Source organism: Caulobacter sp. GW821-FHT10C03 (assembly GCF_059415485.1).
The window spans coordinates 114,051-139,536 of sequence record NZ_JBWKNI010000010.1 but is presented as its reverse complement, the minus strand read 5'-3'; the positions used below and the strand labels follow the sequence as shown (position 1 = coordinate 139,536).

Below are 25,486 nucleotides of genomic sequence, written 5' to 3'. Positions count from 1 at the left end.
GACGCCGATCAGATTCAAGGCTGTGCGACGACCGCCGTCGGCGTTCTCGGCTCGGGCGCTCCGCCCAGCGCCTGACGCGCCGCGCGGGCGATGGCCGTGTCCAGCGAGCGCTGGCAGGGGATCGGCTGGTCTAGGATCTTGCGGCAGGCGCTTTGCCGGCCCTCCGCGATCGCCGTCCCGCCGGCCGCCTTGCGCATATAGGCCTTGGCGCAGCCCGACAGAGCCCAGTCCATCGGCGGTTCGAAGGGCCGCGGACCCGTCTGCTTGCACAGCAGGATCGGCTCGTAGTGCGCCAGCGGCGTCGAGGCGTAGAGGATCGGGTTGATGTCCCGGGGATCGCCAGAGGCTTCCAGCTTGAGCTCCCGCTGCAGGTGGCCGGCATGGGCCGAGCGGCTGCCGAACAGGGCCTTCAGCGGCGCGCTCAGTTCGTTGAGGAAGCTGTTGGCCCTCGGTTCGTCGGCCGGGGCGGCGGCGCTGGCCAGGGCCTCGTCGGTGCGCTCGCGATAGCCGATATAGACGAAGACGATGCGCAGCTTGTCGCCGCGCTTTTCGGCGATGGTCCGCAGGGCCGGCGCCAGTTCGCGCAGGACCTCGACCCCCGCCGCTTCGAAATAGCCGCCGTCGACGATGTGGCCAGACCCGGTTCCGTTCTTGCGGGTCAGGGTTCCGGCCGGGCTGATCCAGGGGAAGCGCGCGCCGTTGTGGATCGCGGTGGAGACCGGAACGTCGCGATCGACGACGTTGTAGAAGTCGTCGGCATTGATCTCCCATGGGCTGAAGCGCAGGCGGCTGGTGAGGATGCGCCGGCCGGTCTCCTGGCTCGCGCCGTTGATGATGACCAGCGGCCGCCAGGCGCCGTCGATCGGGCCGAACTGGCTGAAGCTCCGGCTCAGCAGATCCGGATGGTCGCAGCCCGGAACAGCCCTGCAGTGCTCGCGCCATCCGGCCTCGAAGGCCAGTTCCAGGCCCTGGGCCCGGTCGGGCAGCAGGGCCACGGGCACGAGGCGCTGCAGCAGATCGGGGAACAGCATCCCGCCGAAGGTGGGGCTGAGGAAATCCCGGCCGGCGAAGTCGGTGACCGCGCCGCGCAGATCCTTCGGCTGCAGGTTCGGGCGGTCCTGCAGCACCGCCGCATAGCCGACCGCGCCGACGCTGCCGCCGGAAACCGAGCTGATGGCGAAGAGGTTGTGGGCCAGCTTGCCCCCGGTCTTCTCGTGCAGCGAGGCCAGGACCTCGGCGGTCCAGTAGCCGGCCCGCGACGCGCCGCCTTCCGAGGCGACCAGCACCAGGGTGCGCGCGCCGTCGGGTCCGGCCGGCGCCTGTTTGGCCCAATCCTCGTAGGCCCGATCGAGCGTCAGCCGCTGGTCCTGCGTGATCGCGTGATAGGGCGTCGTGGCCGCCCGCCAGCCGACCGGGTGGTTGTCGATCCACAGCCCGAAGATCGCGGCCGCGACCACCAGGAAGGCCAGGGTCGGCACGCGCGCGGCGTCGCCGGTCTGGATCATCACGACCAGCACCGGGATGATGCAGCCCACCCCGAGGAAGGCCACGGCCGGCGCGCCCAGGGTCCAGCCGAAAGCGACGGGGAAGAAGATCGCCCACAGCATCGCGGTCAGGCTGATCAGGAAGCTGGCGATCACCCACAGGCGGCCGATGCGCAGCGGCTCGCGCGGTGTCTGGCGTTTGGCGTTCGCCGTCGCCCTGATGCGTTTGCGGGCGTCGTACTGGGCGATGATCGCCGCGAAGAAGCCCAGGCCGATCAGCACCAGGGCGGCGATCAGTCCGGTATTGGGGGCCGGGTTCTTGAACAACGCCCCGATGACGAACAGGAACGGCGCGACGCCCAGCAGCCTGGGCGTCCAGCGCAGCAGCCAGTTGGGGGTCCAGGCCTGGCGATCGCGTCCGTAGTTCGACAGGATGATCAGGCGGGGCCAGATCCAGGTCTGCACCGCCAGGAACAGCAGGGTCAGGGCGAAGAAGATCTGGCGCACCGCGGTGTCGCCGGAGAAGTCGCCCTCGGCGACGGTGCGCACCAGGTCTCGGCCCTGCTGGACGAAGACCAGCGCCGCGCCGGCGGCCAGGGTGAGGATGGCGGTGGAACCGACGCCCTTGGTCTTGTCCAGCGTGTCGCGCAGCAGCGTCCACTTGCCCGGCAGGCGGTCGTACTGGCTGTGGTCGGGGAGGGGCTCGGGGCAGTCGCAGGGTTCGTAGTCGACCTCGATGGCGCCGCTGTTGTTCCAGTTGAACCCTTCGACGTCGTTGGCGAAGAGCTCGACCGTGCCCGCCTGCTCGAAGGTGACCGTCGCGCCCCGGCCGATGGGGTAGAGCGTTTCGGGGTGTTCCCGCACGCGGGCGGTGAGCTCGAAGAACGGCCGGCCCTTCGACACGGGGTAGATGTCCAGGATGTCGGCCAGGAAGAAGCGGTAGCCGCCGGCGCCCGAAGGCACGAACCAGTCCCACCAGCGGCCGCGGGCCGAGAAGCGCCAGCTTGCGCCGGCGGCGACCTCGCCGATCTCGGCGCCGTCTCGCGCCGGCACCCTTATCGTCTTCGCTTCGCCCATAGCCGCATCCCCCCGGATGTGTCGGATTGGCTACTATAGGTAGAGCAAATGGTTATGGTAAACTATGGCTGTGTTGTCGGCCTGTGATCAGGACGTCGCCCCGTCCTCGGCGGCGTAGACCGTGGCCAGCCTGAACAGCTCCGCCCGGATCGCGTCGGGAAGCTCGACGGCCGCCTGCATGAACGGACTGGCGTCGCGCAGGGCCGTGAAGCGCACGATCAGGTTTTCCCCGTCGGGACCCGTGTCGAGGCCGTCGAACAGGGCCGAGATCGGCACGTTGAGCGTCCTGGCCACCTCGACCAGTTTGGAAGCGCTGATCCGGTTCTCGCCGGTCTCATACTTCTGCACCTGCTGGAAGGTCAGGCCGATCGCCTTGCCCAGCTCTTCTTGTGAAACACCGGCCGCGCGACGATGCGCGCGGATCAGCGCGCCGACATGCCTGTCGACTGGATGTGGAATGGGCGAGCCCGCCATGACGCCGCTTCCGTATACGAAAACCAACGTTTCGGGTTTGCCTTGTGATCATCAAAAAGACAAGCGCTTACAGCGCATTGGCTGGCGATTGTTCCGTACGGTCAAGTTAACGGTATAGCGGTCAGGCCGCGATCGCGATCAGCACGCCGTCGGGGGCTCCGTCTCGCCGGATGGTCGCCAGCCCCAGCTCGACCGTCCGCTCGGCTCCGTTCTTGATCAGCAGGGTCACCGACAGGCGGGCCGGCGGGTCGCCTTGCAGGGCGTGCTCGACGGCCATGGTCAGGCCGCGACGCTCGGCGGGACGGACGATGTCGCTGAGCCGGCAGTCGCGCAGTTCGGCTTCCGAAAACCCGGTCAGGGTCAGGAAGTCGGCGTCCATGCTGGCCAGCACGCCGCGGATGTTCAGCCGGGCGGTCGCCAGGCCCGGCAGCACGGCCAGGGCCGTCTCCAGGGCCGAGGCGCGGTCGAGGCGGCCGCGCAGGTCGCGCTCTTCCGTGCGGTTGACGAACAGGGCCGCCACGCCGCCGGGATAGGGGAAGACGCGCACGCCGAAGCAGCGGCCGGCCTGGACGGTGGATTCCGACTCGAACTCCAGGGTCTCGCCGGTGCGCAGAACGCGGCGGAACTGTTCGCCGATCAGGGCCTGGGACGGCGCGTTGAACACCTCGTTCCAGGCCGCGCCGATCAGTTGGGCGGCGCTAGAGCCCTTCAGGTCCTCGAACACCGGATTGACGGCGGTGATGCGCAGGTCGGGGTCGAGGGCCACGAAGGCCTCGTTCATGTGGCCCAGGATCGCCGATCGCGCGGTCTCGGCCGTGTGCAGCTCGGAATCGTTGTCGTGACCGCCCGGACCTTCGGTGAGGCCGGCGGCGGCGTAGTGCTCGGCCGAGATCATCACCACCCGTGGACGGCCATGGTGCGTGACAATGACGGGCCCCGACAGGGCCACATCCTGCCATTGGCCGAAATTGCGGCTGATTTCTCCGGCGGTCACCCTTGCAGGTGCTATGTCGCGCGACTTCATGTCGCCCTCCAGATTTGCGTGGAATCCGGACGCTACGCATTCACTGAAGCAAACTCTCGGAATGGTTGGTCAGTTGCGCGCTAAAGTTACCGGCGGCTGAGTACGGGGGCAACGCAGTCTGGGGGGTGGCCAAACGTCGCACGGGTCGTCGGTTCCATGTCCGTGAACTTCGCGAAATACGGATTACCCGTACGAACGTGGAGACAGCCAAGGTCGAACTAATCTCGCTTCACAACCCAAAGGGTGTTCGTCCCAACCGGGTACGGGAGGCGTAGATGAGGAAGCCGCGTTCGATCCGGAAGTTCGGCGCCGACCAGCAAGGGACGGCTCTGGTGGAATTCGCGCTCGTGTGCCCGGTGCTGATCGCCATGGTGATCGGCATGGTCGGCTGGGGCTCCTACTTCTGGATGGCCCACTCGGTGCAGCAGGTGGCCAACGACGCCGCCCGGGCCGCCGTGGCCGGACTCAACGCCACCGAACGGAGCCAGCTGGCCAAGGCCTCGGCCGCCGAGGGCGTGACCGACTACGCCGGTCTCGACGCTGCGCGGTTGACCACCAAGGTCACCGATCGCGGCGACCGGGCGGTGATCTCGGTCTCCTACGACGCCTCCAACAGCGTGGCCTTCGCCTTCGCCAAGATCGCTCCCATGCCGTCCAGCCTGATCACCCGTCAGGCGGTCGTCCGTCTGGGAGGGTATTGATGGTGCGGCGTTTCCTTTCCCATCGCGGCTTTCTTTCCAACAACCAGGGGGGCGTGGCGATCATCGCCGCCGCCGCCCTGACCGGCGGGGTCGGCCTGGCCGCCCTGGCCGTCGACCTGGGCTCGGTTTATCTGCAGTCTCGGCGCCTGCAGGGGGTGGCCGACCTGGCGGCCCTGGCCGCGGCGGCCGACCTCGACCGCGCCGATCGCGCCGCCAGCGCGACGGTCGAGGTCAACCCCGTCGGCGGGACCGTGGCCGTGCAGGTCGCCAAGGGCCGCTACGACGCCCAGAAGGCGGCGGCCGCCCAGCGCTTCCAGAGCGGCGCGACCACGCCCGACGCCGCCCGCGTGACGGTGGAGGGCCAGGCCGACCTGTTCTTCGGCCAGGCCCTGCTGGGCCGCCCCTCGATCCCGATCCGCCGGCAGGCCACGGCCGCCCGCGCCGATCTGGCCAGCTTCTCGATCGGCACGCGTCTGGCCAGCGTCGACGGCGGCGTCGCCAACGCCCTGCTGACCGGCCTGACCGGCAGTTCGGTCAGCCTGTCGGTCATGGACTACCAGGCCCTCGCCAGCGCCGACGTCGAACTGTTCGGCTATCTCGACGCGCTCAACACCAAGCTCGGCGTCAAGGCGGCCAGCTACAACGACCTGCTCGCCACCGACGTGAAGACCAGCAAGGCCCTGTCGGTGCTGTCGGACGTGCTGTCGGCGGCCGGCCAGACCCGCGCCTCGGCGGCGGCCAAGGTGCTGTCCTCGGCCACCAACGCCAACCAGAGCATCAAGCTCAGCGCGCTGATCGACGCCGGCCCCTACGCCCGCCAGGACCGCGTGGTCGGCGGTGCGGGGGCGGCGGTCGGCATCGACGCCATGCAGCTGGCCAACGCCATGCTGATGCTGAGCAACGGCTCGCGCCAGGTTCAACTGGATCTCGGAACCGCCATCCCGGGACTGGCCGACGTCGACGCCTGGCTGGCCATTGGCGAGCCGATGAACAACGCCCCGTTCATGACCGTCACCCAGGACAAGTCGGTGGTCATCCGCACCGTCCAGACGCGGCTCTATGTCGAGGCCAAGCTGCTGGGGTCGGGCAGCCTGCTGGGCGGTGCGGCCCAGATCAAGGTGCCGCTGATGGTCGAGCTGGCCTCTGGCGAGGCCAAGCTGGCCGCCCTGGACTGCACGGCCCGCACCACGACCCTGGCGGTCAAGCCCAGCGTCGGCTCGCTGACCATCGGCCAGGTCGACACCAGCAAGCTGTCGAACTTCAAGCAGGCCCTGACCCCGACCAAGGGCCGCATCGTCCAGGCGCCGCTGTTCACGGTGGACGGCTCGTCCAAGGTCGACCTGGGCGGCGGCACGTTCCGCAACGTCGTGTTCAGCAGCGCCGAGGTGAAGGCCCGCACGGTCAAGGCGGTGAAGACCAACGACCTGGTCGGGACGACCGTGGCCACGCTGATCACCGGCCTGACGCTGGACGTCAATCTGCTGGGCATCCAGCTGGGCCTGGGCAAGTCGGCGGTGCTGACGGCCCTGACGCCGGTGCTGGCGGCCGCGGCCGCGCCGCTCGACCAGGTGATCAACAGCCTGACCGGCATGCTCGGCGTGGGCCTGGGCGAGGCCGACGTCCGCACCAACGGCATGCGCTGCGGCGCCCCGGCCCTCGTGGCCTGATCTTCAGTTCAACCCCAAGCAGGAAAGCGTGAGTTCAGTCATGTCCAGGCAGTCGGTTCCGTCGCAGCAGTGGCCAGGTCTCGGTGACGCGTCGGAGGATCTTCCGACCGGTCCGTTCGGCCGGCGCGGGGTGTCGGCGGCCGAGATGGCCGGGCCCTCGCTGCTGCATTCGGATTTCCAGCCGCCCAGCATCCGCGCCCGCCTGCACGTGCTGTGCGCGCTCTACGCCCACACCCCGTCGCCCGACCGGCGGCTGGCCCTGCTCGACAGCCTGGAGGAGCAGGTGCTGGAGCTGGCGCACCTGATGGCCATCGACCTGCTGAGCAACGGCTGGCGGCCCGACGCGAACCGCGACGCGGCCTGATCTGTATGCTCAAGCTTTAGGTAAATATCGGAAAAACCTTTGGAACAGACGGCCGATTAACCGCGCCGTGCGTTCCTTGAGGCATGTCGATATTCGATTCACGTTCGGGGGCTGACCGGCGTACCTCGCCGCGCCTGTCCACGAACAGGTCCGGCAAGGTGCTGTGCGGCGCCTTCGCCTGGGACTGCGTGATCAAGGACATGTCGGACGGCGGAGCCCGCGTGCAGATGCTGTCGGGCTCGACGCCGCCGGCGAGCGCCCAGCTGGTCGACCTGGTCGGCGGCTTCGCCCACGACGCCAAGGTGGCCTGGCGCAAGGACCGCGAGATCGGCCTGACCTTCCTCAAGAGCCACGACCTGCGCGGCCTGGCCCCCGCCGGGGCCCAGACGGCCAAGCGCATCTGGCTGGCGGCCCAGAGCCGCGCCAACGCCGGCTGACATGCAGGCGTTGATATACAGACCAAGAAAAAGCCTCGCCTGGGGGGAGGCGAGGCTCTTCTAAGCAGTTTACTCGGTGATCGCTCGGATCAGGCGTCGGCCCGGGCGGCTTCCTCGGCCATGGCGCGGACGAGGTCCAGCACCTGGCGGCGGACGCGGCCGCGGTTGATCTTCGGGAACACCTCGGCCAGTTCCAGGCCTTCCGGCGTGGTCAGGAATTCCTGAACGACGCGTTCGGCGTGGTGACCGACTTCGTCCTCTTCGGCGCCGTTCATCGGGTCGGCGAGGCCGTCGAAGAAGAAGGACACCGGCACCTGCAGGGTGCGGGCGATTTCGTACAGTTTCGAAGCGCTGACGCGGTTGGCGCCACGCTCGTATTTCTGGACCTGCTGGAAGGTCAGGCCCAGGGAATCGGCCAGCTGCTCCTGGCTCACGCCCAGGAGTTTACGACGCATCCGGACTCGTCCGCCGACGTGCAGATCGACCGGGTTGGGTCGCCGGCCTTCGGTTTCTTCACTCAACTTTTTCGCCTCCAACGGTTGTTTGTGTAAAATGACACGACCGGGGCGTTGGCGAAAGTCGAGCTAGCTCAGGTGCGGCGCTACGTCGCTGAGGTGGAGCTTATGCTCCGCCTAAGCGTTAAGCTGAAACTCCGATTTCTGACCGCGATCGCTCCAGATCCGCCGAGCTTGGCCGCTTGCGTCGTGCAAGCGGAAAAGCGCTTCCGCGGAAAGGGTTTCGTCACGCTCCGAACCCGGAAGAATCTGAGGCGTCATCGCCCGCAGCACCTGGCGCTGCACGGCGACCAGATCACCGAAGGCCCGCAGGTCAAGTTCATCGACGTGATAGCCCACGGTCGATTCGATGGCGATCGATTCGCGAACCCGCTGGAGCAATTCTCGCGACAGGAGAATTTCCGATCCGGCGACCACGCCGTACTCGTAGGGGCGGGGCAGGCCGACCAGCCGGGTGTCGATCGGCGAGTTCATGATTCCCGGATAGAGCGCCATGTCGATCATGCCGACGAAGCGGGTGACGTTGTTGACCAGCGCTAGCTCCATGGCCGCCGCCCAGGCTTCGAACACGCGCGTGCCGCGGCCCGGACCCTTCTTGGCGCGATAGGCCTCGGTGGTGAAAAGGCGGCTGGCCTCCCACACGTCCTGACCCTTCTTGGGGCTTTCGCCCGGGGCGATCAGATGGCCGAACTTGTCGGCCAGCATGCAGCGGTCGTCGGTGGGCCGCAGGCGCAGGCCGACCTCGAGCTGCATGTCGTCGTCGAAGCCCAGCAGGTAGATGGCGCGGGCGTCGTCGTAGTCGTCGACCTCGCCGCCGTCGAGCACGACCAGGTCGACCCAGCCGTTCTTCTCGACGCACTGCTTGCGACGTTCTTCATGCATGGCCCACAGCTGGGGGCCGTAGAGGTGGCGATTTTCGCAGGTGACGATGTGGATCATGGCGATGCTGTCCCCCGTTCTGGACAGCTCGCATTAGGCAGTATGATCCGCCCAATCACCGATAGGCCAAACGGCCTATGCGCACGCCGCCTCAGTCCGTGAGGCATTTCCAGTTTTTAAAGGGAATTGGTCTGTGCGCTGGCGCACACACGACCGAAATTAGCGTTCCGCGCGGGCGCAAAACGACTATGTCGAAGACCTAACAGATCACCGAACCATATTCAAGGTTGTGAAATTTCGCGTATCGACGTTACGCGTGTGGAGTCACTCGGCCTTCAGCAGGCCCAGTTCGCCGGCCTTCATCACCGCTTCCTGCCGCTTGACCACGCCCAGGCGCTTCTTGGCCGCTTCGACGTGATGGTGGACGGTGCGGGGCGAGAGCTCGAGGATCGCGCCGATCTCCCAGTCGGTCTTGCCGCGGCTGGCCCAATAGAGGCACTGGGCTTGGCGCTCGGAGATCACCCCGTAGTCGGGATTGTCGTCCTGCAGTTCCCAATGCTTGAGCATGATGGTGCCGAACACCGTGGCCAGGCTCTCGACCACGGCGCGGGCGGCCGGGTCGGTGTCGGGCGCGCCCGTGGCCATGCGGATCAGCACCTCGTGGCCGGCCGGGCCGAACACCCGCACCACATAGCCGTCGTTCATGCCGAACTCGGAGGCCTCGCCCCACATGGCATGGGCGCGCTGGTCGCCCAGCGGCTTGGCGTCGGTCCAGGCGAAGGACTTGCTCGATTTCAGCAGCAGCTTCACGCACGGGTCGTGGACGACGTAGCGTTCGCCCCAATAGCGGCTGTCCCAGGCCTCGAAGTCCTGGCGCGACAGGGCCGGGGGCTCCTTGCCGTAGCGCTCGGCGTTGACCAGGGTGGCGGCGAAGCGCTCGTAGCCGAAGGCCGCCAGGGCGCGGCCGAAATGCTCTTCGACTTCGGCCGGCGCGCCGTAGTGCGGCGCCTTGCTCAGGAAATCCCAAGCCTGCTGTTCGGCCGAATTCAACACGACGCTCTCGTCTCCCGCTCGCACAACAACTTAGGGCTACTTTGGCGCGCAGGCCAGTAGCGGCGTCGATCTGTCGCGGGCTCTACTCAAGCCAGATCTTGAGACAACTTTCGGTGTCTTTGAGTTTCGTAGAGGTTGAGTCTTGCGGAGCTTGATCAGCCAGGGCGGATCAGGCCGCTTCCTGCTCGTCTTCGCCGGCGAGCAGGGCGCTCAGCACCACGGCCAGGCGCTCGGGCTTGATCGGCTTTTCGACCACGTCCTGCATGCCGGCGGCCAGATAGACGGCGACGTCCTCGGGGCCGGCGTTGGCGGTCAGGGCCACGATCGGGGCCGCGCCGGCCGGGCCGGGCAGTTCGCGGATGGCGCGGGTGGCGGCCACGCCGTCCATGCGCGGCATCTTGATGTCCATCAGGATCAGGTCGAACCGGCCGGTGCGGGCGGCCTCGACCGCCTCGACGCCGTCGGTCACCTGCTCCGAGGTGCAGTCGAACATCTCGCACAGCGCCTCGGCGACCATGCGGTTGGTGGCGTTGTCGTCGACGATCAGGATGTGGGCGGGGCGGGCCGAGACGGTCACCTCCTCGGCGTCGTCGAACAGCGCCTCGGCGACCGGGGCGGTCAGGGCGAAGCGCAGGGTCAGGCCGGCGCCGCGGTTGGGCTCGGCGCGCACCTGGCCGCCCATCTCGCGCAGCACCCGGTGGGCCAGGGCCATGCCGACGCCGAGAGCCATCTCGGCGCGGTCGTCCATCCGGCCTTCGCCGAGCGGGTCGAACACGCGGGCCAGGCGTTCCTCGGCGGTGACGGCGGCGGCGTTGTCGCGCACGTCGCCTTCCAGGCGCAGGCGGTCGCCGTCGAGGCGGGCCCGCAGGCTGGCCTCGATGACGCCGCGCCCGTGGGCCAGGGCGCCGTCGATCAGGGCGTCGAACACCTGCAGCAGGCGCGAGGGATCGATCAGGGCGGCGGCTTCGGGCTCGCCGTCGTAGGAGAACAGCAGGGTCGAGCCGCCTTCGGCCGCGCGTGGCGCCCAGCGGGCCTCGACGGCGTCGGCCAGGTCGCGCAGGCGGGTCGGCTCGGGCGACAGGGCCAGGCCGCCGGTGGCGGCGCGGTGCAGGTCCATGGCGCGGCCGAGGATGTCGCTCATGTCGCGGCTGGTGTCGCTGATGGCGCGCACGCAGGCGGCGGCGTCGGGCGCCAGGCGCTGCTGTTCCAGCCGGTCGGTGAAGGCCTGGACGCCGTCCAGGTGCAGGCCGATGTCGTGCGCCATGCGCTCGACCAGGCCCATGGCCTCGCGGGCTTCGCGCTGCTTGCGACGGTGCGAGGCCAGCAGCGAGGCGAGGCCCCCGACGCCGACATAGTCGCCATGCTCGTCGGTGGCGACGAAGGCGGTGCGGAAGACGGGGGTGGCGCTCTGGGCCAGGGCGTCGACGAAGACGCCGGGGTCCATCGACACGCGCACGCTGCGCGGCTCGGGGTCCATGACCTCGGTGACGGGGCGTTCGTTGAGGTGTTCGGCGGCGACCAGCATCTGGCCGACGAAGACGTCGCGATAGATCAGGCCGATCGGCTCGCGGCCTTGCGTGACCGCCAGGGCCGCCAGGCGCGGTTCGCTCGCGAAGATCTCCAGCACCGTCCGGCAGGACGTCTGAGGATCGACCGGTTCACGGCGATCGATGAGGCGGGCGAGCGTTTCCATGCGGCCGGGGGCTGGACGACGTTGAGTTCACAGCTTGGACGACTTGGCCTTGCAGAGTCGTTAAGTCACAGGCCTGAAAGCAGGAAGGGCGGCGGATTTGCACCCGCCGCCCTCGTTTTTTCAACGAACCTGGTTCAGCCGGATCACCAGGTCTTGGTGATGCTGATCCCGTACAGCCTGGGTTCCAGCGTGTAGACGTTGGTGAACAGGCCCGAGGTGTCGTCGGTGGTGTAGGCGTCGGTGATCGGCGTGTCGTTCAGCAGGTTCTTGACGTAGGCGTCGAACGACAGGCCCAGCTCCGGCTTCTCGATCTTGAGCGTCAGGTTGACGTTCTCCCACGACTTCAGCCGGTCGTACTCGGTGTTGTAGATGCGGGCGTACTGCTCGCTCTGGCGGTAATAGTCGCCGCGCACGGTGGCCGACCAGCCGGACGGCAGGTCCCAGGTGTACTGGGCGCCCAGCGACAGGGTCCAGTGCGGGGAGTTGGGTAGTTCGTTGCCCGACAGGTCGGCCGCGCGGCCGTCGATCGAGGCCCCGGTGGCGTAGTTGTAGAGCCCGGTGCCGTTGGCGATCGTGTTGGCCGTCAGGGCCACGGTGACCAGGCCGGTGGCCTGGGTCGAGGTGAAGCCGTTCGACATCAGGGCGCCGACCAGGGTGCTGGCCCCGGCCGACGGGCCGCCGGCCGCCGCCAGGATGGTCTGGACGGCCGTGGCCTGGGCCGCGGTCAGGCCCGCGCCGCCGCTGGTCGTGGCCAGGGTCAGCAGGGTGTTGGTCAGGTTGCTGTAGTAGCTGCTGGCGCCGGTGCCCGGACCCGCGCAGGCCAGCGGCAGGGTGGCGCCGAGGCCGGCGCTGAGGACCGTGGCGACGCCCGCGGTGGTCAGCACGCAGTTGCTGCCCAGGGCCGCGGTCGGCCGGGCGGCCTTGACCAGGGTCAGAGCCGCGTCGCCCTGGGTGCGGTTCATGGTGTCGATCGAGGTGACGCCGTCGCCGATCTCGGTGTGCAGATAGCCGACATTGGCGTTGAGGCGCAGGCCGTGGATCGGCTGCCACAGGGTTTCCAGTTCGACGCCCCAGACCTTGGCGTCGATGTTCTCGTTCACCGAGGTGCGGTTGACGATCTTCGAGATCTGGTAGCCCTGGTAGTCGTAGTAGAAGCCGGTGGCGTTCAGCAGCAGGCTGCCGCCCAGCAGGGTGTTCTTGGCCCCGACCTCGAAGGCGTTGACGAATTCCGGCTGGTAGGTCGCCGCCACGCCGGCCAGGCCGATGGCCCCCGGCGGGTTGGCGCCGCCGCCCTTGTAGCCCTTCGAATAGAAGGCGTAGAGCAGGCTCTCGTCGGTGAACGGCAGGTTGGCCTTGTAGTCGAAGCCCAGGCGCCCGGTCAGTTCCTTGAAGTCGGAATACTGCGCCGAAGGCGTGCCCTGGGTCAGGCCGTAGCCCGTGGTCAGCAGCGGGGTCGGATAGTAGTCGGACTTCTTCTTGTCCTGGGTCTGGCGCAGGCCCAGCGTGAACTTCAGGTCCTCGTTGGCCTGCCAGTAGACCTCGCCGAACAGCGCGGTGGCCCGCAGGTGATAGGGCGTGTGGTTGTCATAGTAGTTGTGGCCCTGGCCGGTCGGGGTGGCCGAGGTGTCGATGCCGATGCAGTTGGCCGTGGTCGACGGGTTGCAGGTCGGGTTGCCGGTGTTCTGGAAGTTCAGCGCCAGGGCCGAGATCGTCAGGCCGTTGCTGACCACCAGGTAGTCGGTGATGCCCTGGTAGTCGAAATAGATGCCGCCGACGTTGAAGTTGATCGGCCCGTCGAAGGCCGACTGCAGGCGGAACTCCTGGCTCAGCTGCTTGGCCGTCGACCGCGAGATGTCGTAGGTCAGGAAGGTGTTGGACGTGCCGGTCTGCGGATCGGTGAAGAAGCCGCCCGGCGTCAGGGCCGTGCTGTTGAACGTGCCCGGCGAGATGTTCCGGAAGTAGTCCTGCTTCGAATAGATGCTGCCGTTGCTGAGCGAGGTCAGCGAGGTGAAGGTCAGGCTGTCGGTGATGTCGTAGGCGAAGTTGAACTGGTAGACGTCCGAGGTGGACTTGTAGATCGGGTCGAACAGCGTCTCGATCTCGCGCAGGTCCTTGCTGACCGTGTCGCCGGCGTTGAGGTCGCCGCTGGTGAAGCCCACCAGATTTCCAAGAACGCCGTAAAGCGTGCCCGAAGTGTTGACCGTGCCGTAGGCGGCGTCGGTGTAGAGGCTGGCCGAGGAGCACCCTTGCGTCAGGTATCGTCGGGACGTGCCGGTGGCCACCCCGCCGACCGTGGCCGGGCCCGGATCCTTGGTGCAGAGCTGCTTGCCGATGCGGGCGCGGTTGTCGTCCTCGTTGAAGTGCTCCCACATCAGGTTGACGCGCAGGCGCTCGTTCGGATTGACCTGCAGGCTGACGCGGGTGGACCACAGGTCGCGATCATCGACCTTGTGGTTGTTGTAGGTGTTGGTGACGAAGCCGTCGCGTTTCACCGAGGCGGCCGCGATCCGCAGCGCCATCTTCTCCTCGACGATCGGGATGTTGACCATCCCGCGCAGCTTGGTCGTGCCGTAGTTGCCGTATTCGGCGCGGGCCAGGGCTTCGAACTGGTCGGCCGGCTTGGCGGTGATGATGTTGACGACGCCGCCGGTGGCGTTGCGGCCGTACAGCGTGCCCTGCGGGCCGCGCAGCACTTCCACCCGCTCGACGTCGTAGAACTCGGCCTCGAACAGGTTGGAGGCCTGAAGGGGTGCGTTGTTGACGTGCACGCCGACGCCGTTGTCGGCCGAGACGCCGACGCCCTTGGAGCCGATGCCGCGGATCTGGAAGTTGAAGCTGTTGGTGAAGTTGCTCTTGCCGAAGCTGACGTTCGGAATGGCCTGCTGAAGGTTCGGGCCGCCGTCGATCTTCTGGACTTCCAGGCTGTCCTGGCTGAAGGCCGAGACCGCGATCGGTACGTCCTGGAGGGCTTCCTCCTTCTTCTGGGCGGTGACCACCAGCTCTTCGATCACGTTGTCCTGGGCCGGCTTGGCCGGTGCGGACGTCTGGGCGAAGGCGGGGGCGGCCACGGCGGCCAGCACGGCGGCGGAAGCGCTCATGGCCAAGAGGCCGCGCAAGCGCAGGGTCTGCGTCATTCGAAATCCCTCCCTGGACGCGATGACGCCTTGTTGGCGGCCCCTATCCGCGTCCCGTTGTTTCCTCGTCGCCGCACGTTTTCATTGTCGTATCTCCTTTGCGGAGATCGGCGGGCAGGTGTCCGGCAGACCTGCTTCGGCATTGCAGGATTGCATACTTGCGTTCTTTGGCTGTCAACTGCCGCGCCTGTAAGTAAACGGCGATAGGTTACGGCTTTTCACTTGACGCAACGTCATCTGTTGCGCCGAAAACTCGCTTATTGGAAATTTAGAAAAGACGGTCCGCCGGGTGACGCAAGGTCATCCGTGACGGTCTGCTGAAAACAGGGAGAAAATCTGCTCCCCCGCACGCTGTATCTTGTCGCATTCCCGTAAAAGGTACAGTCGGAAAACGCTGGTTGTTGAAGCCCTGGCGGCGTCGCGCCGCGGCCCGCCGTTCCAGCCGGGGGCAAGGTCGTGTAGAGGAGCGGCATGTCCGCATCTTCCATCTCTTCCGCGCCCTCGGGCGCCGCCCTGGTGCTGTTCTCCGGCGGCCAGGACTCCAGCGTCTGCCTGGCCTGGGCGCTCGAGCGCTATGAGCGCGTCGAGACCCTGGGCTTCGACTACGGCCAGCGCCATTCGATCGAGATGGAGGCCCGCCAGGCCGTCCGTCACCAGGTCGCCGCCCGCTTCCCGCACTGGGCCGACCGTTTGGGCGAAGACCACGTCCTGGATATCAAGAGCTTCGGCGCCGTCGCCGAGTCCGCCCTGACCGCCGACCGCGCCATCGAGATGACCGAGCGCGGCCTGCCGTCGACCTTCGTGCCCGGCCGCAACCTCGTGTTCCTGATCTACGCCGCGGCCCTGGCCGACCGCCGGGGCATCGACGCCCTGGTCGGCGGCATGTGCGAGACCGACTTCTCGGGCTATCCCGACTGCCGCCGCGACACGCTGGACGCCATGCAGAGCGCCATGAACCTCGGCATGGACCGGAACTTCCGCGTCGAGACGCCCCTGATGTATCTGACCAAGGCTGAGACCTGGGCTCTGGCCAAGACCCTCGGCGGCGAGGACCTGGTCGACCTGATCGTGGTCGAGAGCCACACCTGCTACCAGGGTGAACGGGGCGAACTGCATCCCTGGGGCCACGGCTGCGGCGAATGCCCGGCCTGCGAGCTGCGCGAGAAGGGCTACGTCGAGTGGGACGCGGCCGGTCGTCTTCCGCTTCCTTCTCCCCTTGCGGGAGAAGGTGGCGGCGAAGCCGTCGGATGAGGGGTCTCTCAAACCGATGACGCCGCGCCCGATCGTTCCGCCCTACGCGGCGGATCTCGCCATCAACCCCTCACCCGACGGTCCTCCGGACCGCCACCCTCTCCCGCAAGGGGAGAGGGGAGGTTCTCGATGACCTACTCGGTGAAAGAAATCTTCCTCACCCTGCAGGGCGAAGGCGGCCAGGCGGGCAAGGCGGCCGTGTTCTGCCGTTTCGCCGGCTGCAACCTGTGGACCGGCCGCGAGCAGGACCGCCACAAGGCCGTCTGCACCTTCTGCGACACCGACTTCGTCGGCACGGACGGGGAGGGCGGCGGCAAGTTCGCCACCGCCGACGCCCTGGCCGCTGCCGTCGAGGCCGCCTGGACCGGCGGTCCCAACGATCGGCTGGTGGTCTGCACCGGCGGCGAGCCGCTGCTTCAGCTGGACGAAGCCGCCATCACCGCCCTGCACGCCCGCGGCTTCCAGATCGCCTGCGAGAGCAACGGCACGGTGATCGCGCCGGAAGGCATCGACTGGGTGTGCATCAGTCCCAAGGCCGACGCGCCCGTCGTGCAGACCCGCGGCCAGGAGCTGAAGCTCGTGTTTCCGCAGGAAAAGGCCATGCCGGAACGCTTCGAGAGCCTGGATTTCGAGCGCTTCTATCTCCAGCCGATGGACGGCCCGGACCGCGACGCAAACACGCAATTGGCCGTCGCCTATTGCCTTTCCCACCCTCAATGGCGTTTAAGCGTCCAGACACACAAGTATCTCGGCCTGCCCTGACGGATAAGGCGCTCGGTTTGGTGACAGGACCGTTGCGCTAGAGCCTCCCAGGCCTAGTCATAAAAGAAGTCCATGTCCGAACCCGTCTTCGAGATCACGAAGGCCGCGCATTTCGATGCGGCCCACTACATTGAGCAAGGCTCCGACGATCACCGTTATCGCCGGCTGCACGGCCACTCGTTCCGCGTCGAGGCCAGCGTGAAGGGCTCCATGCAGGCGGCCGGCTGGGTCGCCGACCTGGAAAGCCTGGACGTCGCCCTCAAGGCGGTGGCGACCGAGCTCGACCACGGCCTGCTCAACGACCGCCCCGGCCTGGAAAGCCCGACCCTGGAGCGGATCTGCCTCTATTTCGCCGAGCGCCTGAAGCCGCAGTTCCCCGGCCTGTCGCGCGTGGTCCTGTCGCGCCCGACCATCGGCGAGAGCTGCGCGCTGACGCTGTAGAGGCGACCCTCCCCCTCTGGGGGAGGCGGCCGAAGGCCGGTGGGGGGACGTTTTCAGCTTCCGCCACGCTGGCCGATCTCGCAATCGCTCCCCCCACCGATCGCTGCGCGATCGCCTCCCCCAGAGGGGGAGGTTCGATTATCCCCGACTTTGACGCCGCCGCCCTCTGGCGCGGCGGCGCGGAGTTCGTCACACAGCGCCCATGCGCATGATCGGCTACTTCCGGGTTCCGCCCGTACGGGGCGCGACCTTCAACGGACCCCTGGCGGACAAGCTCGTCGCCGCCGGCTGCGAGGCGCTGCACCACGACGCCTGCTATGCCCTGGCCGTACACAAGCCGGGGCTGGACGCGGCCATCGCCTCGGCGCGGCCCGGCGACCTGCTGGTCGTCCCCAGCCTGCACGCCTTCGCCGCCCACCTGGTCGACCTGCTGCAGGTGCTGGGCAAGATCCAGGCGGCGGGCCTCTACCTGATTACGCTGAGCGAGGGGATCGACACCCGCATGCCCGGCGCCTTCTTCACGGTTTGCGCCCAGCTGGCCCAGTTCAACGACCAGACCCGCATGGTCCGCAACGCCGAGGAGAAGATCGTCCGCCTGGGCCGTCCGCGTCCCGCGACGCCGGAGACTGAGCCTGAAGGTGATGCGTCGGAAGCGGTCGCAGAGCCGCCGCCCGAAGCCTGAGTCCTCTTTCCAGAGAACGCCGATCGGGCTACCCCTTGCGCCCATAAGCGCCCCGGGAGGCCTCGCCGTGCTCTACGCCATCCTCTGCTACAACGATCAGGACCTGGTCTCGAACTGGACCCCGGCGCAGGACGCGGCCGTGATGGAAAAGCTGTCGGTCGTTCACGACCGGCTCTATGCCGAGGGCAAGCTGGGACCGGCCGGCCGCCTGGGCTTCACCGGCTCGGCCAAGACCCTGGTCAAGGGCCAGGAGCCGCCGATCGTGATGGACGGTCCCTACGCCGAGACCAAGGAGGCCATGCTCGGCTTCTACATCGTCGACTGCGCCTCGATGGACGAGGCCCTCGACGTGGCCCGCGCCCTGGGCGAGGCCAATCCGACTGGCGCCTACGAGATCCGGCCGCTGTCGCTGTATCTGGAGGGCCTGGCCGTGGGCGATCAGATCCCTCAGGCGGCGGAGTAGAGCCCCCTCAGTCGCTTCGCGACAGCTCCCCCAGAGGGGGAACATCTTGGCGCTCCGAAGATCCTCCCCCTCTGGGGGAGGTGGCCCGGAGGGCCGGAGGGGGTCTTCAGCCGCGCTGAGCCTTCTTCCACTCGCGGAATTCGCGCTTTTCGCGGTCCTTCTTGCTTTCGCCGGGGATCACCGCCTTGCCGGCGCCGACCACGACCTTGCCCGTCGTGCCGACCACGGCGCCGGCCGTGCCGACGGCCGCGCCCGCGACGGCGCCGGCCAGGCACCCTTGGGCGCCGACCGCGACGGCCAGCAGGGCGGGAACGAGAAGCAGGCGGGAAACGCGCATGGGGAAGAAACTCGCGGAACAAGGGTCCGCCGGTTCTAGCCGAATAAAGGTTTACGATCTCCGCGTCGCAAGGTCGCTGTCGTCTCGCCGACTTTTCAGGTCTTCGAGTCTGTAGGCCGACAGTTCTCGTGGTAAAAATGCGGCGGTGCAGCTTGATTAAGATTTGTAAACGAAAAAATCAGGAACGAGTCCTAAAGTTCGGCGGTTGGTTGGTCGAATGCTAGAGACTTGAACCGATGCCCCGCCGAGAAGACATGATCAAGCAGGAGGCCCAGGCGCTGTGGCGAGAGCTGCGCGGCGAGCCCGTCCCCGACCTCAGCGGCGAAGAACTGCTTGCCAGATTGTGTCGAGATCTTGACGTCGCCGACTACGACCGCGTCCAGTCGCCCTTCCTGCGCCCGTCGATGATCATGCGGCCGGAAGAGTGGCCGGAACGTCGGGAGGGGTGACGTTCGGGTCCTTCTGATGTGAGAGAGTTCCCGCCAGCCTCCTCTCCCGTAAAATCCCCGCGAAAGCGCAGCCGCCTGGTCCCTCTCCCCTTGCGGGAGAGGGTGGCCTCCCGGAGGGAGGTCGGGTGAGGGGTCTCTCAAACCTCAAAGTCGCGTGCAGCGGTTAGGCCGGGCGGGGCGTCTCCCATCTGAGATACCCCTCATCCGTCGGCCTTCGGCCGCCACCTTCTCCCGCAAGGGGAGAAGGATCGCGGATGGGGATAGAGCGACCTCGATCCCCGACGATCGCGCCAAAGACCCCAACCAATCCAGCCGCTTACAACTTTCTCAGCGCTCTGGATCAGACGCGCTGAAACCCGCTGCATAATCAGAGCTGTCCCGTCGCAGGGAGAGGGCGCAAGGATCCGGCCCGAAGCGTGCGACGGCGATGCGATCGAGCGGGGCCGCCGGAGCTGCGTGAGCAGGGCCGAACGGCTTAAATGAGGATGGGGGACGTAAATCCATCCATCGGGAGCTTGCCTGTATCGGCTCCCGCCCGTCCGAGGGTTCGCTCCGGCGCCTTCTGTCTGCACGCGATGGCTAGCGAAGCTTACAGCCCGGTTCCGGGGAAGGCATACGCCGAAGGGGGTGAAGGGCGGAAAAGGCCCGCGCGCCCCGGCCTGAGGGATAGAACGATCGCGCGGGGCGTCAGAGCTTCGTCGAAACGGTATTTAGAACTCACACATCCGGGCGAGGCCCGGACGCCCCGCGCCCTCTCCATCAACTCAGCGGTTCACCGCGTGAGAGCGAAGCCGCACGCCCAGGAACCTCCCCCTGTGGGGGAGGCGGCCGAAGGCCGGTGGGGGGACGTTCTCAGCTTTCGAGGCGCCGGCCATTCTCGCACCAACTCCCCCCACCGATCGCTGCGCGATCGCCTCCCCCACAGGGGGAGGTTCCTTGGGAGCGCCGAAGGATCCTAGACCCGCTCGCCGCCGCCGCCCGGCAGGAACGCGCCGCCGCCGGTCTGGCCGCGATGCCGCAGGAAGGCGTCGGCAAGCACGCAGGCGGTCATGGCTTCCACCACCGGCACGCCGCGGATGCCCACGCACGGATCGTGGCGGCCCTTGGTGCGCAGGTCGATCTCCTCGCCGGCCTCGTTGAGGGTCTGGCGAGGGATCAGGATCGAGGAGGTCGGCTTGAAGGCCACGCGGGCCGTGACCGGCTGGCCGGTGGAGAGTCCGCCCAGCACGCCGCCGGCGTGGTTGGACAGGAACTCCGGCTGGCCGTTGGGGCCAAGGCGCATCATGTCGGCGTTGTCCTCGCCGGTCAGGGCGGCGCTGTCGAAGCCTTCGCCGATCTCGACGCCCTTGGCGGCGTTGATCGACATCAGGGCCGCGGCCAGTTCGGCGTCGAGCTTGCCGTACAGCGGCGCGCCCCAGCCGGCCGGCACGCCGACGGCTTCGACTTCCACCACGGCGCCGGTCGAGGAGCCGGCCTTGCGGATCTTCTCCAGATGCTCTTCCCACACCGGAATGATCGCGGCGTCCGGCGACCAGTAGGGGTTTTCTTCGGTCTGCGCCCAGTCCCAGTTGGCCCGGTCGATCTTGTACGGGCCGATCTGCACGAGGGCCGCGCGCACCGTGACGCCCGGGATCACCAGTCGCGCCACCGCGCCGGCCGCGACCCGCGCGGCGGTCTCGCGCGCCGAGCTGCGCCCGCCGCCGCGATAGTCGCGCACGCCGTACTTGGCGAAATAGGGGTAGTCGGCGTGACCGGGGCGGAAGGCCTGGGCGATCTCGCCATAGTCCTTGGAGCGCTGGTCGGTGTTCTCGATCATCAGGCTGATCGGCGTGCCCGTCGTGCGCTGGCCGCCGGTGCGCTCGTCCTCGAACACGCCCGACAGGATCTTCACCGCGTCCGGCTCCTGGCGCTGGGTGACGAACTTGCCGTTGCCCGGCCGGCGCTTGTCGAGGAAGCCCTGGATCATTTCCGCCGTCAGCAGGATGCCCGGCGGCACGCCGTCGACGACGCAGCCGAGGGCGGGCCCGTGGCTCTCGCCCCAGGTGGTGACGCGGAACAGGTGACCGAAGGTGTTGTGCGACATGGCGAGGCTTCTAGCCCAAAGGGCGTTTGGGGGCGAGACTTTGCGGGCGGAGAGCGGGGAGGGCGGCGACGCGCAAGAATTTGCCGCCGCCGCTTTGGCCTACACCCAGTCCGGAACCAGGTCCCGGGCCAGCATTTCGTCATAGCTCGGACGCTTGCGGATCACGGCGTAGCGGTCGCCATCGACCAGCACCTCGGGGACCAGCGGACGGGTGTTGTACTCGCTGGCCATGGCCGAGCCGTAGGCCCCGGCCGACATGAAGGCCACCAGGTCGCCCGGGCCGAACGGCGGCAGGGCGCGGTCGCGGGTGAAGGTGTCGCCGGTCTCGCAGACCGGACCGACCACGTCGTAGACCGTCTCGCCGCTCTTTTCGCCTTTGCTGGGCGGCAGCACCGGCCGGATGTCGTGGAAGGCGTCGTACATGGCCGGACGCACCAGGTCGTTCATGGCCGCGTCGATGACCAGGAACTTCCGGCCTTCCGGACGTTCGTGGACGTGGATGACTTCCGACACCATCACGCCCGCGTTGGCGGCGATGACCCGGCCCGGCTCGAAGGCCAGCCTCACCGGCAGGCCCTTGGTCACCTCGGCGACCATGGCCGCGAAGGCGGCCGGGGGCGGGGGCTCGGGGTGGTTGAAATAGGGCACGCCCAGGCCGCCGCCCAGGTCCAGGCGCTCGACCGACAGGCCTTCGCCCAGCAGTTGCTCGACCAGGCCCCGCATCTTCGTGAACGCGGCGCGCATGGGCTCCAGGTCGGTGATCTGGCTGCCGATGTGGCAGGCCACCCCGATCGGCTCCAGCGCGGCGTTGTTGCTGGCGTTGGCGTAGAGGCGGGCGGCCTCGGCGAACGAGACGCCGAACTTGTTCTCCGACTTGCCGGTGGCGATCTTGGCGTGGCCGCCGGCCGCGACATCCGGGTTGACCCGGAAGGCGATCTTGGCCCGCACGCCCAGCTCGGCGGCGACGCTGGCGATCAGCTCCATCTCCGGCTCGGACTCGACGTTGATCTCGGCGACGCCGGCCTTGAGGGCGAAGGCGATCTCCTCGCGCTTCTTGCCCACGCCCGAGAACACGATGCGCTCGCCTGGAATGCCGGCGGCCAGGGCGCGGCGGACCTCGCCTTCCGAAACCGTGTCGGCGCCGGCGCCCAGGTCGCCCAGCACCTTCAGCACGGCCACGTTCGAATTGGCCTTCACCGCATAGGCCACCAGCGGATCGACGACGCCGGCCTGCACGAGGGCGTCGCGGAACACGGTGAAGTGCCGCTCCAGGGTGGCGCGGGAATAGACGTAGACGGGCGTGCCGACCTCGGCCGCGATCCTGGCCAGGGGGACGCCTTCGCAGGCCAGGCCCTCGGGGCCGTATTCGAAGTGGTTCACAGAAATGCTTTCGGGGAGATCAGTTCGGCGTCGAGGACGGGAAGCCGGCGGCGGACGGGCCGCCGAACGGGTCGGACGGCGCGCCGCGCAGCGGGGCGGCGCGGGTCGTGCGGTTGCTCGACGCCGGGTCGATGTTCTCCTGGGTGCCGTTCGGGCGGGCCGGCTGGTTGGCCTGGGCCGAGGCTTCGCGGCGCTTGGAGGCTTCGGCGGCCTTCTTCTCCGGACCCCACAGCGGCGCGGGACGCTCCAGCTCGGCCTGCTTGCCGCAGGCGGAGAGGGCGGCGCCGGTCAGGCCCAGGGCGGCGATGGCGAGCAGCGTGGCGGGACGGATCATGCCAGGGTTTCCTTCCAACGCGCGATCTGGGCGCGGACCTGGGCGGGGGCGGTCCCGCCATAGCTCATGCGGCTGGCCGCCGAGGCGGCCGGGGTGAGGACGGCGTAGACCCCGTCGGTGATCCGCGGTTCGATGGCCTGGAATTCGGCCAGCGACAGGTCCGACAGATCGACGCCCTTGGTCTCGGCGGCTTTCACGGCCGAGCCTGTCACGTGGTGGGCGTCACGGAAAGGCATGTTCAGTTCGCGCACCAGCCAGTCGGCCAGATCGGTGGCGGTCGAGAAACCGGCGCCGGCTGCGGCGGCCATCTTTTCGGTGTTCGGCGTCAGGTCGGCGATCATGCCGGCCATGGCCAGCAAGCTCAGTTCCAGGGCGTCGAAGGCCTCGAAGGTCGGGACCTTGTCTTCCTGCATGTCCTTCGAATAGGCCAGCGGCAGACCCTTCATGACCACGGTCAGGGTGGTCAGGCTGCCCAGGATCCGGCCGACCTTGGCGCGGATGAGCTCGGCGGCGTCGGGGTTCTTCTTCTGCGGCATGATCGAGCTGCCGGTCGTGAAGGCGTCGGTCAGCTTGATGAAGCCGAACATCGGCGTCGTCCACAGCACGATCTCCTCGGCCAGGCGCGACAGGTGCGTGGCGGTGATCGAGGCGGCCGACAGGGCTTCCAGCGCGAAGTCGCGCGAGGAGACGCTGTCCAGCGAGTTGGCGGTCGGACGGTCGAAGCCCAGGGTCGCGGCCGTCTGGTGGCGGTCGATCGGGAAGGGCGAGCCGGCCAGGGCCGCGGCGCCCAGCGGGCACTCGTTCATCCGGGCGCGGGCGTCGCGGAAGCGGCTGGCGTCGCGGCCGAACATCTCGACATAGGCCATCAGGTGGTGGCCGAAGGTCACCGGCTGGGCCGGTTGCAGATGGGTGAAGCCCGGCATCAGGGCGTCGGCATAGGTCTCGGCCTGAGCCAGCAGCGCCTTCTGGAGGGCGACCAGTTGGCCGGCCGAGCGGTCGGCGGCGTCGCGCACCCACAGGCGGAAGTCGACGGCCACCTGGTCGTTGCGCGAGCGGGCGGTGTGCAGCCGGCCGGCCGTCGGGCCGATCAGCTCGCGCAGCCGCGCCTCGATGTTCATGTGGATGTCTTCGTACTCGTCGCGGAACGGGAAGGTCCCGGTGGCCAGTTCGTCCTCGATCTTGGCCAGGCCCTCGAGGATTTCCTCGCCGTCGCTGCTTGCAATGACGCCTTGGGTGATCAACATCCGCGCGTGGGCGCGGCTGCCCGCCAGGTCCTGCGCCCAGAGGCGCTTGTCGAAGCCGATGGAGACGTTGATCGCCTGCATCAGTTCCGCCGGCTTGGCCGAGAACCGTCCGCCCCACATGGCTTGGCCCTGGCCGTTCGCGGCGGGCGTTTTGGAGGCGGTGTCGGTCATATGAGCGAAGTCCAGTCGAACGGTGCGGTGACCAAGCCGAAGCCCGGCCCCCTGAAATGGGCCATCGGCGCCGTCATGCTCGTCGGCGTCGTCGGCGTCCTATACGTCATCGCCCAGGCTTCGTTCAAACCCGCAGAAGCCGCCGACCTCACGGAATTCAAGAAGGCGTCCCTAGCAAAGCTGGATGTGCCCAAGTCGCCGCGCGGCGCGCCGGCCACCGTCTTCACCGACATGGCCGGAAAACCGCACACCCTGGCCGACTTCAAGGGCCAGGTCGTGGTGATGAATCTCTGGGCCACCTGGTGCGCGCCCTGCAAGAAGGAGATGCCCACCCTGGCCAAGCTGGCGGGCGCCTATCCCACCCAGCCGTTGAAGGTGTTGCCGGTCAGCATGGACCGCGACGACGACGTCAACCTGATCAAGGCCGAGATGGCCAAGAACCCGCCGCTCGTCTCGTTCCGCGACAAGTCCTACAAGCTGTCGTTCGACCTTCAGCCGCGCGCGATCGGCTATCCGACCACGGTGATCTACGACAAGCAGGGCCGCGAGCGGGCCCGCATCGCCGGCGAGGCCGACTGGTCCAGCCCCGAGGCCCGCGGCCTGGTCGAAGCCCTGTTGAAAGAGAAATGAGCCCCGACGTTCTCGAACCGATCGCCGACGGCGCCTGGCCGGCCCGCGAGCGGGAGCGGCTGGGCGGCTGGCGGCTGAACGCTGCCGACGGCTTCTCGTTGCGCATCAACGCCTGCTGGCCGCTGGGCGAGCCGGACCGTGATCCCGAGGCCGCCATCGACGCGGTCGAGGCCTTCTACGCAGCGCGCGGTCTGCCGGTGCGGTTCAAGCTGACCGAGGGCGTGACGGCGCCCGCCGATCTGGCCGAGCGCCTGGCCCACCGGGGCTATGCGACTCACGGCGAAACCCTGGTGATGACCGGCGCCGTCGCCGGCCTCGCCGATCCGGACGTGACCCTGTCGACCGCGCCCGACCCGGCCTTCGAGGCGGTGCTGGTCGCCTCGGCCAAGGGCGACCTGGCCGACGCCCGCGAGCGGCTGGAGGCCCTGGCCCGCATCCCGGCCCCCGCCCGGTTCGCCCGTCTGGCCGTCGAAGGGCGCGCCGCCGCCCTGGGCGCCTGCGCGGTCGATGGCGAGGCGGTGGGGATCTTCGGCATGCGCACCGATCCGGACTTCCGCCGCCGTGGTCTGGCCCGCCGGGTGCTCGACGCCCTGCTGGTCGAGGCCGAGGGGCTGGGCGCGCGCACGGCCTATCTGCAGGTCGAGGCCGCCAACGCCCCGGCCATCGCCCTCTACGCGGCGCGCGGTTTTTCGACGGCCTATCGTTATCGCTACTGGAGCAGGCCCGCTCGCGATTGACGAGAGCGCCGGTTTGAGGT

Annotated in this window: 25 protein-coding genes; 12 read left to right on the top strand and 13 right to left on the bottom strand. The window is 68.2% G+C overall.

Annotated elements, in window-relative coordinates; translation table 11 throughout:
* Positions 1–14: 14 nt before the first annotated feature.
* The 3 genes from AC07NG_RS14900 to AC07NG_RS14890 all read right to left on the bottom strand — a co-directional run bounded on the left by AC07NG_RS14900 (position 15) and on the right by AC07NG_RS14890 (position 4,059).
* Positions 15–2,561, bottom strand: a complete 2,547-nt coding sequence (locus AC07NG_RS14900) for a hypothetical protein (RefSeq protein WP_494594827.1) — start codon at positions 2,559–2,561, stop codon at positions 15–17.
* Between the two features lie 87 nt (positions 2,562–2,648).
* Positions 2,649–3,035 carry a helix-turn-helix domain-containing protein gene (locus tag AC07NG_RS14895; RefSeq protein ID WP_494594825.1) on the bottom strand — a complete coding sequence of 129 codons (387 nt, stop codon included), beginning with the start codon at positions 3,033–3,035 and terminating at the stop codon, positions 2,649–2,651.
* 121 nt (positions 3,036–3,156) lie between these two features.
* A complete protein-coding gene (locus AC07NG_RS14890) occupies positions 3,157–4,059 on the bottom strand; it encodes a PAS domain-containing protein (RefSeq protein ID WP_487288580.1) in 903 nt (300 codons plus the stop codon).
* A gap of 275 nt (positions 4,060–4,334) precedes the next feature.
* Between AC07NG_RS14890 and AC07NG_RS14885 the strand changes: the two genes are divergently transcribed.
* The 4 genes from AC07NG_RS14885 (at position 4,335) to AC07NG_RS14870 (ending at position 7,228) form a co-directional block, all read left to right on the top strand.
* The gene (locus AC07NG_RS14885; protein WP_494594823.1) at positions 4,335–4,760 is read left to right on the top strand and encodes a TadE/TadG family type IV pilus assembly protein; all 426 of its coding nucleotides are present in this window, start codon (positions 4,335–4,337) and stop codon (positions 4,758–4,760) included.
* Positions 4,760–6,427: a pilus assembly protein TadG-related protein gene (locus tag AC07NG_RS14880; protein ID WP_494594821.1), complete on the top strand. Its 1,668-nt coding sequence runs from the start codon at positions 4,760–4,762 to the stop codon at positions 6,425–6,427. The genes AC07NG_RS14885 and AC07NG_RS14880 overlap by 1 nt, the downstream gene beginning before the upstream one ends.
* A 40-nt stretch (positions 6,428–6,467) precedes the next feature.
* Positions 6,468–6,791, top strand: coding sequence for a hypothetical protein (locus AC07NG_RS14875; RefSeq protein WP_494594819.1), 324 nt, complete (start codon positions 6,468–6,470; stop codon positions 6,789–6,791).
* 83 nt (positions 6,792–6,874) lie between these two features.
* Complete coding sequence (locus AC07NG_RS14870; protein WP_494594818.1) at positions 6,875–7,228, top strand: PilZ domain-containing protein; 354 nt, start codon at positions 6,875–6,877, stop codon at positions 7,226–7,228.
* A gap of 89 nt (positions 7,229–7,317) precedes the next feature.
* Here the strand turns inward: AC07NG_RS14870 and AC07NG_RS14865 are convergent, their stop codons facing one another.
* The 5 genes from AC07NG_RS14865 to AC07NG_RS14845 form a co-directional block, all read right to left on the bottom strand.
* Positions 7,318–7,749: a helix-turn-helix domain-containing protein gene (locus tag AC07NG_RS14865; RefSeq protein WP_110119520.1), complete on the bottom strand. Its 432-nt coding sequence runs from the start codon at positions 7,747–7,749 to the stop codon at positions 7,318–7,320.
* Between the two features lie 111 nt (positions 7,750–7,860).
* Complete coding sequence (locus AC07NG_RS14860; protein ID WP_492853517.1) at positions 7,861–8,682, bottom strand: acyl-homoserine-lactone synthase; 822 nt, start codon at positions 8,680–8,682, stop codon at positions 7,861–7,863.
* Positions 8,683–8,946: 264 nt separating this feature from the next.
* Entirely contained in the window at positions 8,947–9,675 is a 729-nt protein-coding gene (locus AC07NG_RS14855; protein WP_487288587.1) for a helix-turn-helix transcriptional regulator, read from the bottom strand.
* Positions 9,676–9,844: 169 nt separating this feature from the next.
* A complete protein-coding gene (locus tag AC07NG_RS14850) occupies positions 9,845–11,368 on the bottom strand; it encodes a response regulator (RefSeq protein WP_492853516.1) in 1,524 nt (507 codons plus the stop codon).
* Positions 11,369–11,511: 143 nt separating this feature from the next.
* On the bottom strand, positions 11,512–14,502 hold the full coding sequence (locus tag AC07NG_RS14845; RefSeq protein WP_494594815.1) for a TonB-dependent receptor: 2,991 nt from the start codon (positions 14,500–14,502) through the stop codon (positions 11,512–11,514).
* Positions 14,503–14,973: 471 nt separating this feature from the next.
* Here AC07NG_RS14845 and queC point away from each other — a divergent pair, with 471 nt between their 5' ends.
* From queC to AC07NG_RS14820, 5 genes are all read left to right on the top strand, one after another.
* Positions 14,974–15,753 (top strand): 7-cyano-7-deazaguanine synthase QueC, encoded by a 780-nt coding sequence (gene queC, locus AC07NG_RS14840; RefSeq protein WP_494594813.1) that lies wholly within the window; start codon positions 14,974–14,976, stop codon positions 15,751–15,753.
* A 129-nt stretch (positions 15,754–15,882) separates the two neighbouring features.
* Positions 15,883–16,515, top strand: coding sequence for a 7-carboxy-7-deazaguanine synthase (gene queE / locus AC07NG_RS14835; protein WP_494594811.1), 633 nt, complete (start codon positions 15,883–15,885; stop codon positions 16,513–16,515).
* Between the two features lie 72 nt (positions 16,516–16,587).
* Positions 16,588–16,956, top strand: a complete 369-nt coding sequence (locus tag AC07NG_RS14830) for a 6-pyruvoyl trahydropterin synthase family protein (protein WP_494594809.1) — start codon at positions 16,588–16,590, stop codon at positions 16,954–16,956.
* Between the two features lie 208 nt (positions 16,957–17,164).
* Positions 17,165–17,638 (top strand): recombinase family protein, encoded by a 474-nt coding sequence (locus tag AC07NG_RS14825; protein WP_494594808.1) that lies wholly within the window; start codon positions 17,165–17,167, stop codon positions 17,636–17,638.
* 67 nt (positions 17,639–17,705) lie between these two features.
* Positions 17,706–18,101, top strand: coding sequence for a YciI family protein (locus tag AC07NG_RS14820; protein ID WP_487288593.1), 396 nt, complete (start codon positions 17,706–17,708; stop codon positions 18,099–18,101).
* A gap of 106 nt (positions 18,102–18,207) precedes the next feature.
* Here the strand turns inward: AC07NG_RS14820 and AC07NG_RS14815 are convergent, their stop codons facing one another.
* Positions 18,208–18,438, bottom strand: a complete 231-nt coding sequence (locus AC07NG_RS14815) for a hypothetical protein (protein WP_110119496.1) — start codon at positions 18,436–18,438, stop codon at positions 18,208–18,210.
* A 254-nt stretch (positions 18,439–18,692) separates the two neighbouring features.
* On the opposite strand from AC07NG_RS14815, the gene AC07NG_RS14810 reads away from it, so the two are divergent.
* Positions 18,693–18,887, top strand: coding sequence for a hypothetical protein (locus AC07NG_RS14810; RefSeq protein ID WP_233245226.1), 195 nt, complete (start codon positions 18,693–18,695; stop codon positions 18,885–18,887).
* A 955-nt stretch (positions 18,888–19,842) separates the two neighbouring features.
* On the opposite strand, the gene aroC is transcribed toward AC07NG_RS14810, so the two are convergent.
* The 4 genes from aroC to argH all read right to left on the bottom strand — a co-directional run bounded on the left by aroC (position 19,843) and on the right by argH (position 24,099).
* Positions 19,843–20,970: a chorismate synthase gene (gene aroC, locus AC07NG_RS14805; RefSeq protein WP_494594806.1), complete on the bottom strand. Its 1,128-nt coding sequence runs from the start codon at positions 20,968–20,970 to the stop codon at positions 19,843–19,845.
* A gap of 99 nt (positions 20,971–21,069) precedes the next feature.
* On the bottom strand, positions 21,070–22,350 hold the full coding sequence (gene lysA, locus AC07NG_RS14800; RefSeq protein WP_494594804.1) for a diaminopimelate decarboxylase: 1,281 nt from the start codon (positions 22,348–22,350) through the stop codon (positions 21,070–21,072).
* Positions 22,351–22,369: 19 nt separating this feature from the next.
* Positions 22,370–22,684 carry a hypothetical protein gene (locus AC07NG_RS14795; RefSeq protein ID WP_199228294.1) on the bottom strand — a complete coding sequence of 105 codons (315 nt, stop codon included), beginning with the start codon at positions 22,682–22,684 and terminating at the stop codon, positions 22,370–22,372.
* The gene (gene argH, locus AC07NG_RS14790; RefSeq protein ID WP_492853509.1) at positions 22,681–24,099 is read right to left on the bottom strand and encodes an argininosuccinate lyase; all 1,419 of its coding nucleotides are present in this window, start codon (positions 24,097–24,099) and stop codon (positions 22,681–22,683) included. Before argH ends, AC07NG_RS14795 begins: the two co-directional genes overlap by 4 nt.
* Between argH and AC07NG_RS14785 the strand changes: the two genes are divergently transcribed.
* Both AC07NG_RS14785 and AC07NG_RS14780 read left to right on the top strand, forming a co-directional pair.
* On the top strand, positions 24,100–24,729 hold the full coding sequence (locus AC07NG_RS14785; RefSeq protein ID WP_492853508.1) for a TlpA family protein disulfide reductase: 630 nt from the start codon (positions 24,100–24,102) through the stop codon (positions 24,727–24,729). It begins immediately after the preceding gene.
* Positions 24,726–25,466, top strand: a complete 741-nt coding sequence (locus AC07NG_RS14780; RefSeq protein ID WP_494594802.1) for a GNAT family N-acetyltransferase — start codon at positions 24,726–24,728, stop codon at positions 25,464–25,466. Before AC07NG_RS14785 ends, AC07NG_RS14780 begins: the two co-directional genes overlap by 4 nt.
* Positions 25,467–25,486 lie beyond the last annotated feature (20 nt).

Excerpts from the sequence above, each read along its gene's own strand:
- AC07NG_RS14825 (WP_494594808.1), top strand. The coding sequence starts at position 17,165 with ATGATCGGCTACTTCCGGGTTCCGCCCGTACGGGGCGCGACCTTCAAC.
- AC07NG_RS14890 (WP_487288580.1), bottom strand. The coding sequence starts at position 4,059 with ATGAAGTCGCGCGACATAGCACCTGCAAGGGTGACCGCCGGAGAAATC.
- aroC (WP_494594806.1), bottom strand. The coding sequence starts at position 20,970 with ATGTCGCACAACACCTTCGGTCACCTGTTCCGCGTCACCACCTGGGGC.
- AC07NG_RS14870 (WP_494594818.1), top strand. The coding sequence starts at position 6,875 with ATGTCGATATTCGATTCACGTTCGGGGGCTGACCGGCGTACCTCGCCG.
- AC07NG_RS14885 (WP_494594823.1), top strand. The coding sequence starts at position 4,335 with ATGAGGAAGCCGCGTTCGATCCGGAAGTTCGGCGCCGACCAGCAAGGG.
- AC07NG_RS14795 (WP_199228294.1), bottom strand. The coding sequence starts at position 22,684 with ATGATCCGTCCCGCCACGCTGCTCGCCATCGCCGCCCTGGGCCTGACC.
- AC07NG_RS14860 (WP_492853517.1), bottom strand. The coding sequence starts at position 8,682 with ATGATCCACATCGTCACCTGCGAAAATCGCCACCTCTACGGCCCCCAG.
- AC07NG_RS14880 (WP_494594821.1), top strand. The coding sequence starts at position 4,760 with ATGGTGCGGCGTTTCCTTTCCCATCGCGGCTTTCTTTCCAACAACCAG.
- AC07NG_RS14900 (WP_494594827.1), bottom strand. The coding sequence starts at position 2,561 with ATGGGCGAAGCGAAGACGATAAGGGTGCCGGCGCGAGACGGCGCCGAG.
- argH (WP_492853509.1), bottom strand. The coding sequence starts at position 24,099 with ATGACCGACACCGCCTCCAAAACGCCCGCCGCGAACGGCCAGGGCCAA.
- AC07NG_RS14850 (WP_492853516.1), bottom strand. The coding sequence starts at position 11,368 with ATGGAAACGCTCGCCCGCCTCATCGATCGCCGTGAACCGGTCGATCCT.
- AC07NG_RS14895 (WP_494594825.1), bottom strand. The coding sequence starts at position 3,035 with ATGGCGGGCTCGCCCATTCCACATCCAGTCGACAGGCATGTCGGCGCG.
- queC (WP_494594813.1), top strand. The coding sequence starts at position 14,974 with ATGTCCGCATCTTCCATCTCTTCCGCGCCCTCGGGCGCCGCCCTGGTG.
- AC07NG_RS14785 (WP_492853508.1), top strand. The coding sequence starts at position 24,100 with ATGAGCGAAGTCCAGTCGAACGGTGCGGTGACCAAGCCGAAGCCCGGC.
- queE (WP_494594811.1), top strand. The coding sequence starts at position 15,883 with ATGACCTACTCGGTGAAAGAAATCTTCCTCACCCTGCAGGGCGAAGGC.
- AC07NG_RS14780 (WP_494594802.1), top strand. The coding sequence starts at position 24,726 with ATGAGCCCCGACGTTCTCGAACCGATCGCCGACGGCGCCTGGCCGGCC.
- AC07NG_RS14830 (WP_494594809.1), top strand. The coding sequence starts at position 16,588 with ATGTCCGAACCCGTCTTCGAGATCACGAAGGCCGCGCATTTCGATGCG.
- AC07NG_RS14810 (WP_233245226.1), top strand. The coding sequence starts at position 18,693 with ATGATCAAGCAGGAGGCCCAGGCGCTGTGGCGAGAGCTGCGCGGCGAG.
- AC07NG_RS14875 (WP_494594819.1), top strand. The coding sequence starts at position 6,468 with ATGTCCAGGCAGTCGGTTCCGTCGCAGCAGTGGCCAGGTCTCGGTGAC.
- AC07NG_RS14845 (WP_494594815.1), bottom strand. The coding sequence starts at position 14,502 with ATGACGCAGACCCTGCGCTTGCGCGGCCTCTTGGCCATGAGCGCTTCC.
- AC07NG_RS14815 (WP_110119496.1), bottom strand. The coding sequence starts at position 18,438 with ATGCGCGTTTCCCGCCTGCTTCTCGTTCCCGCCCTGCTGGCCGTCGCG.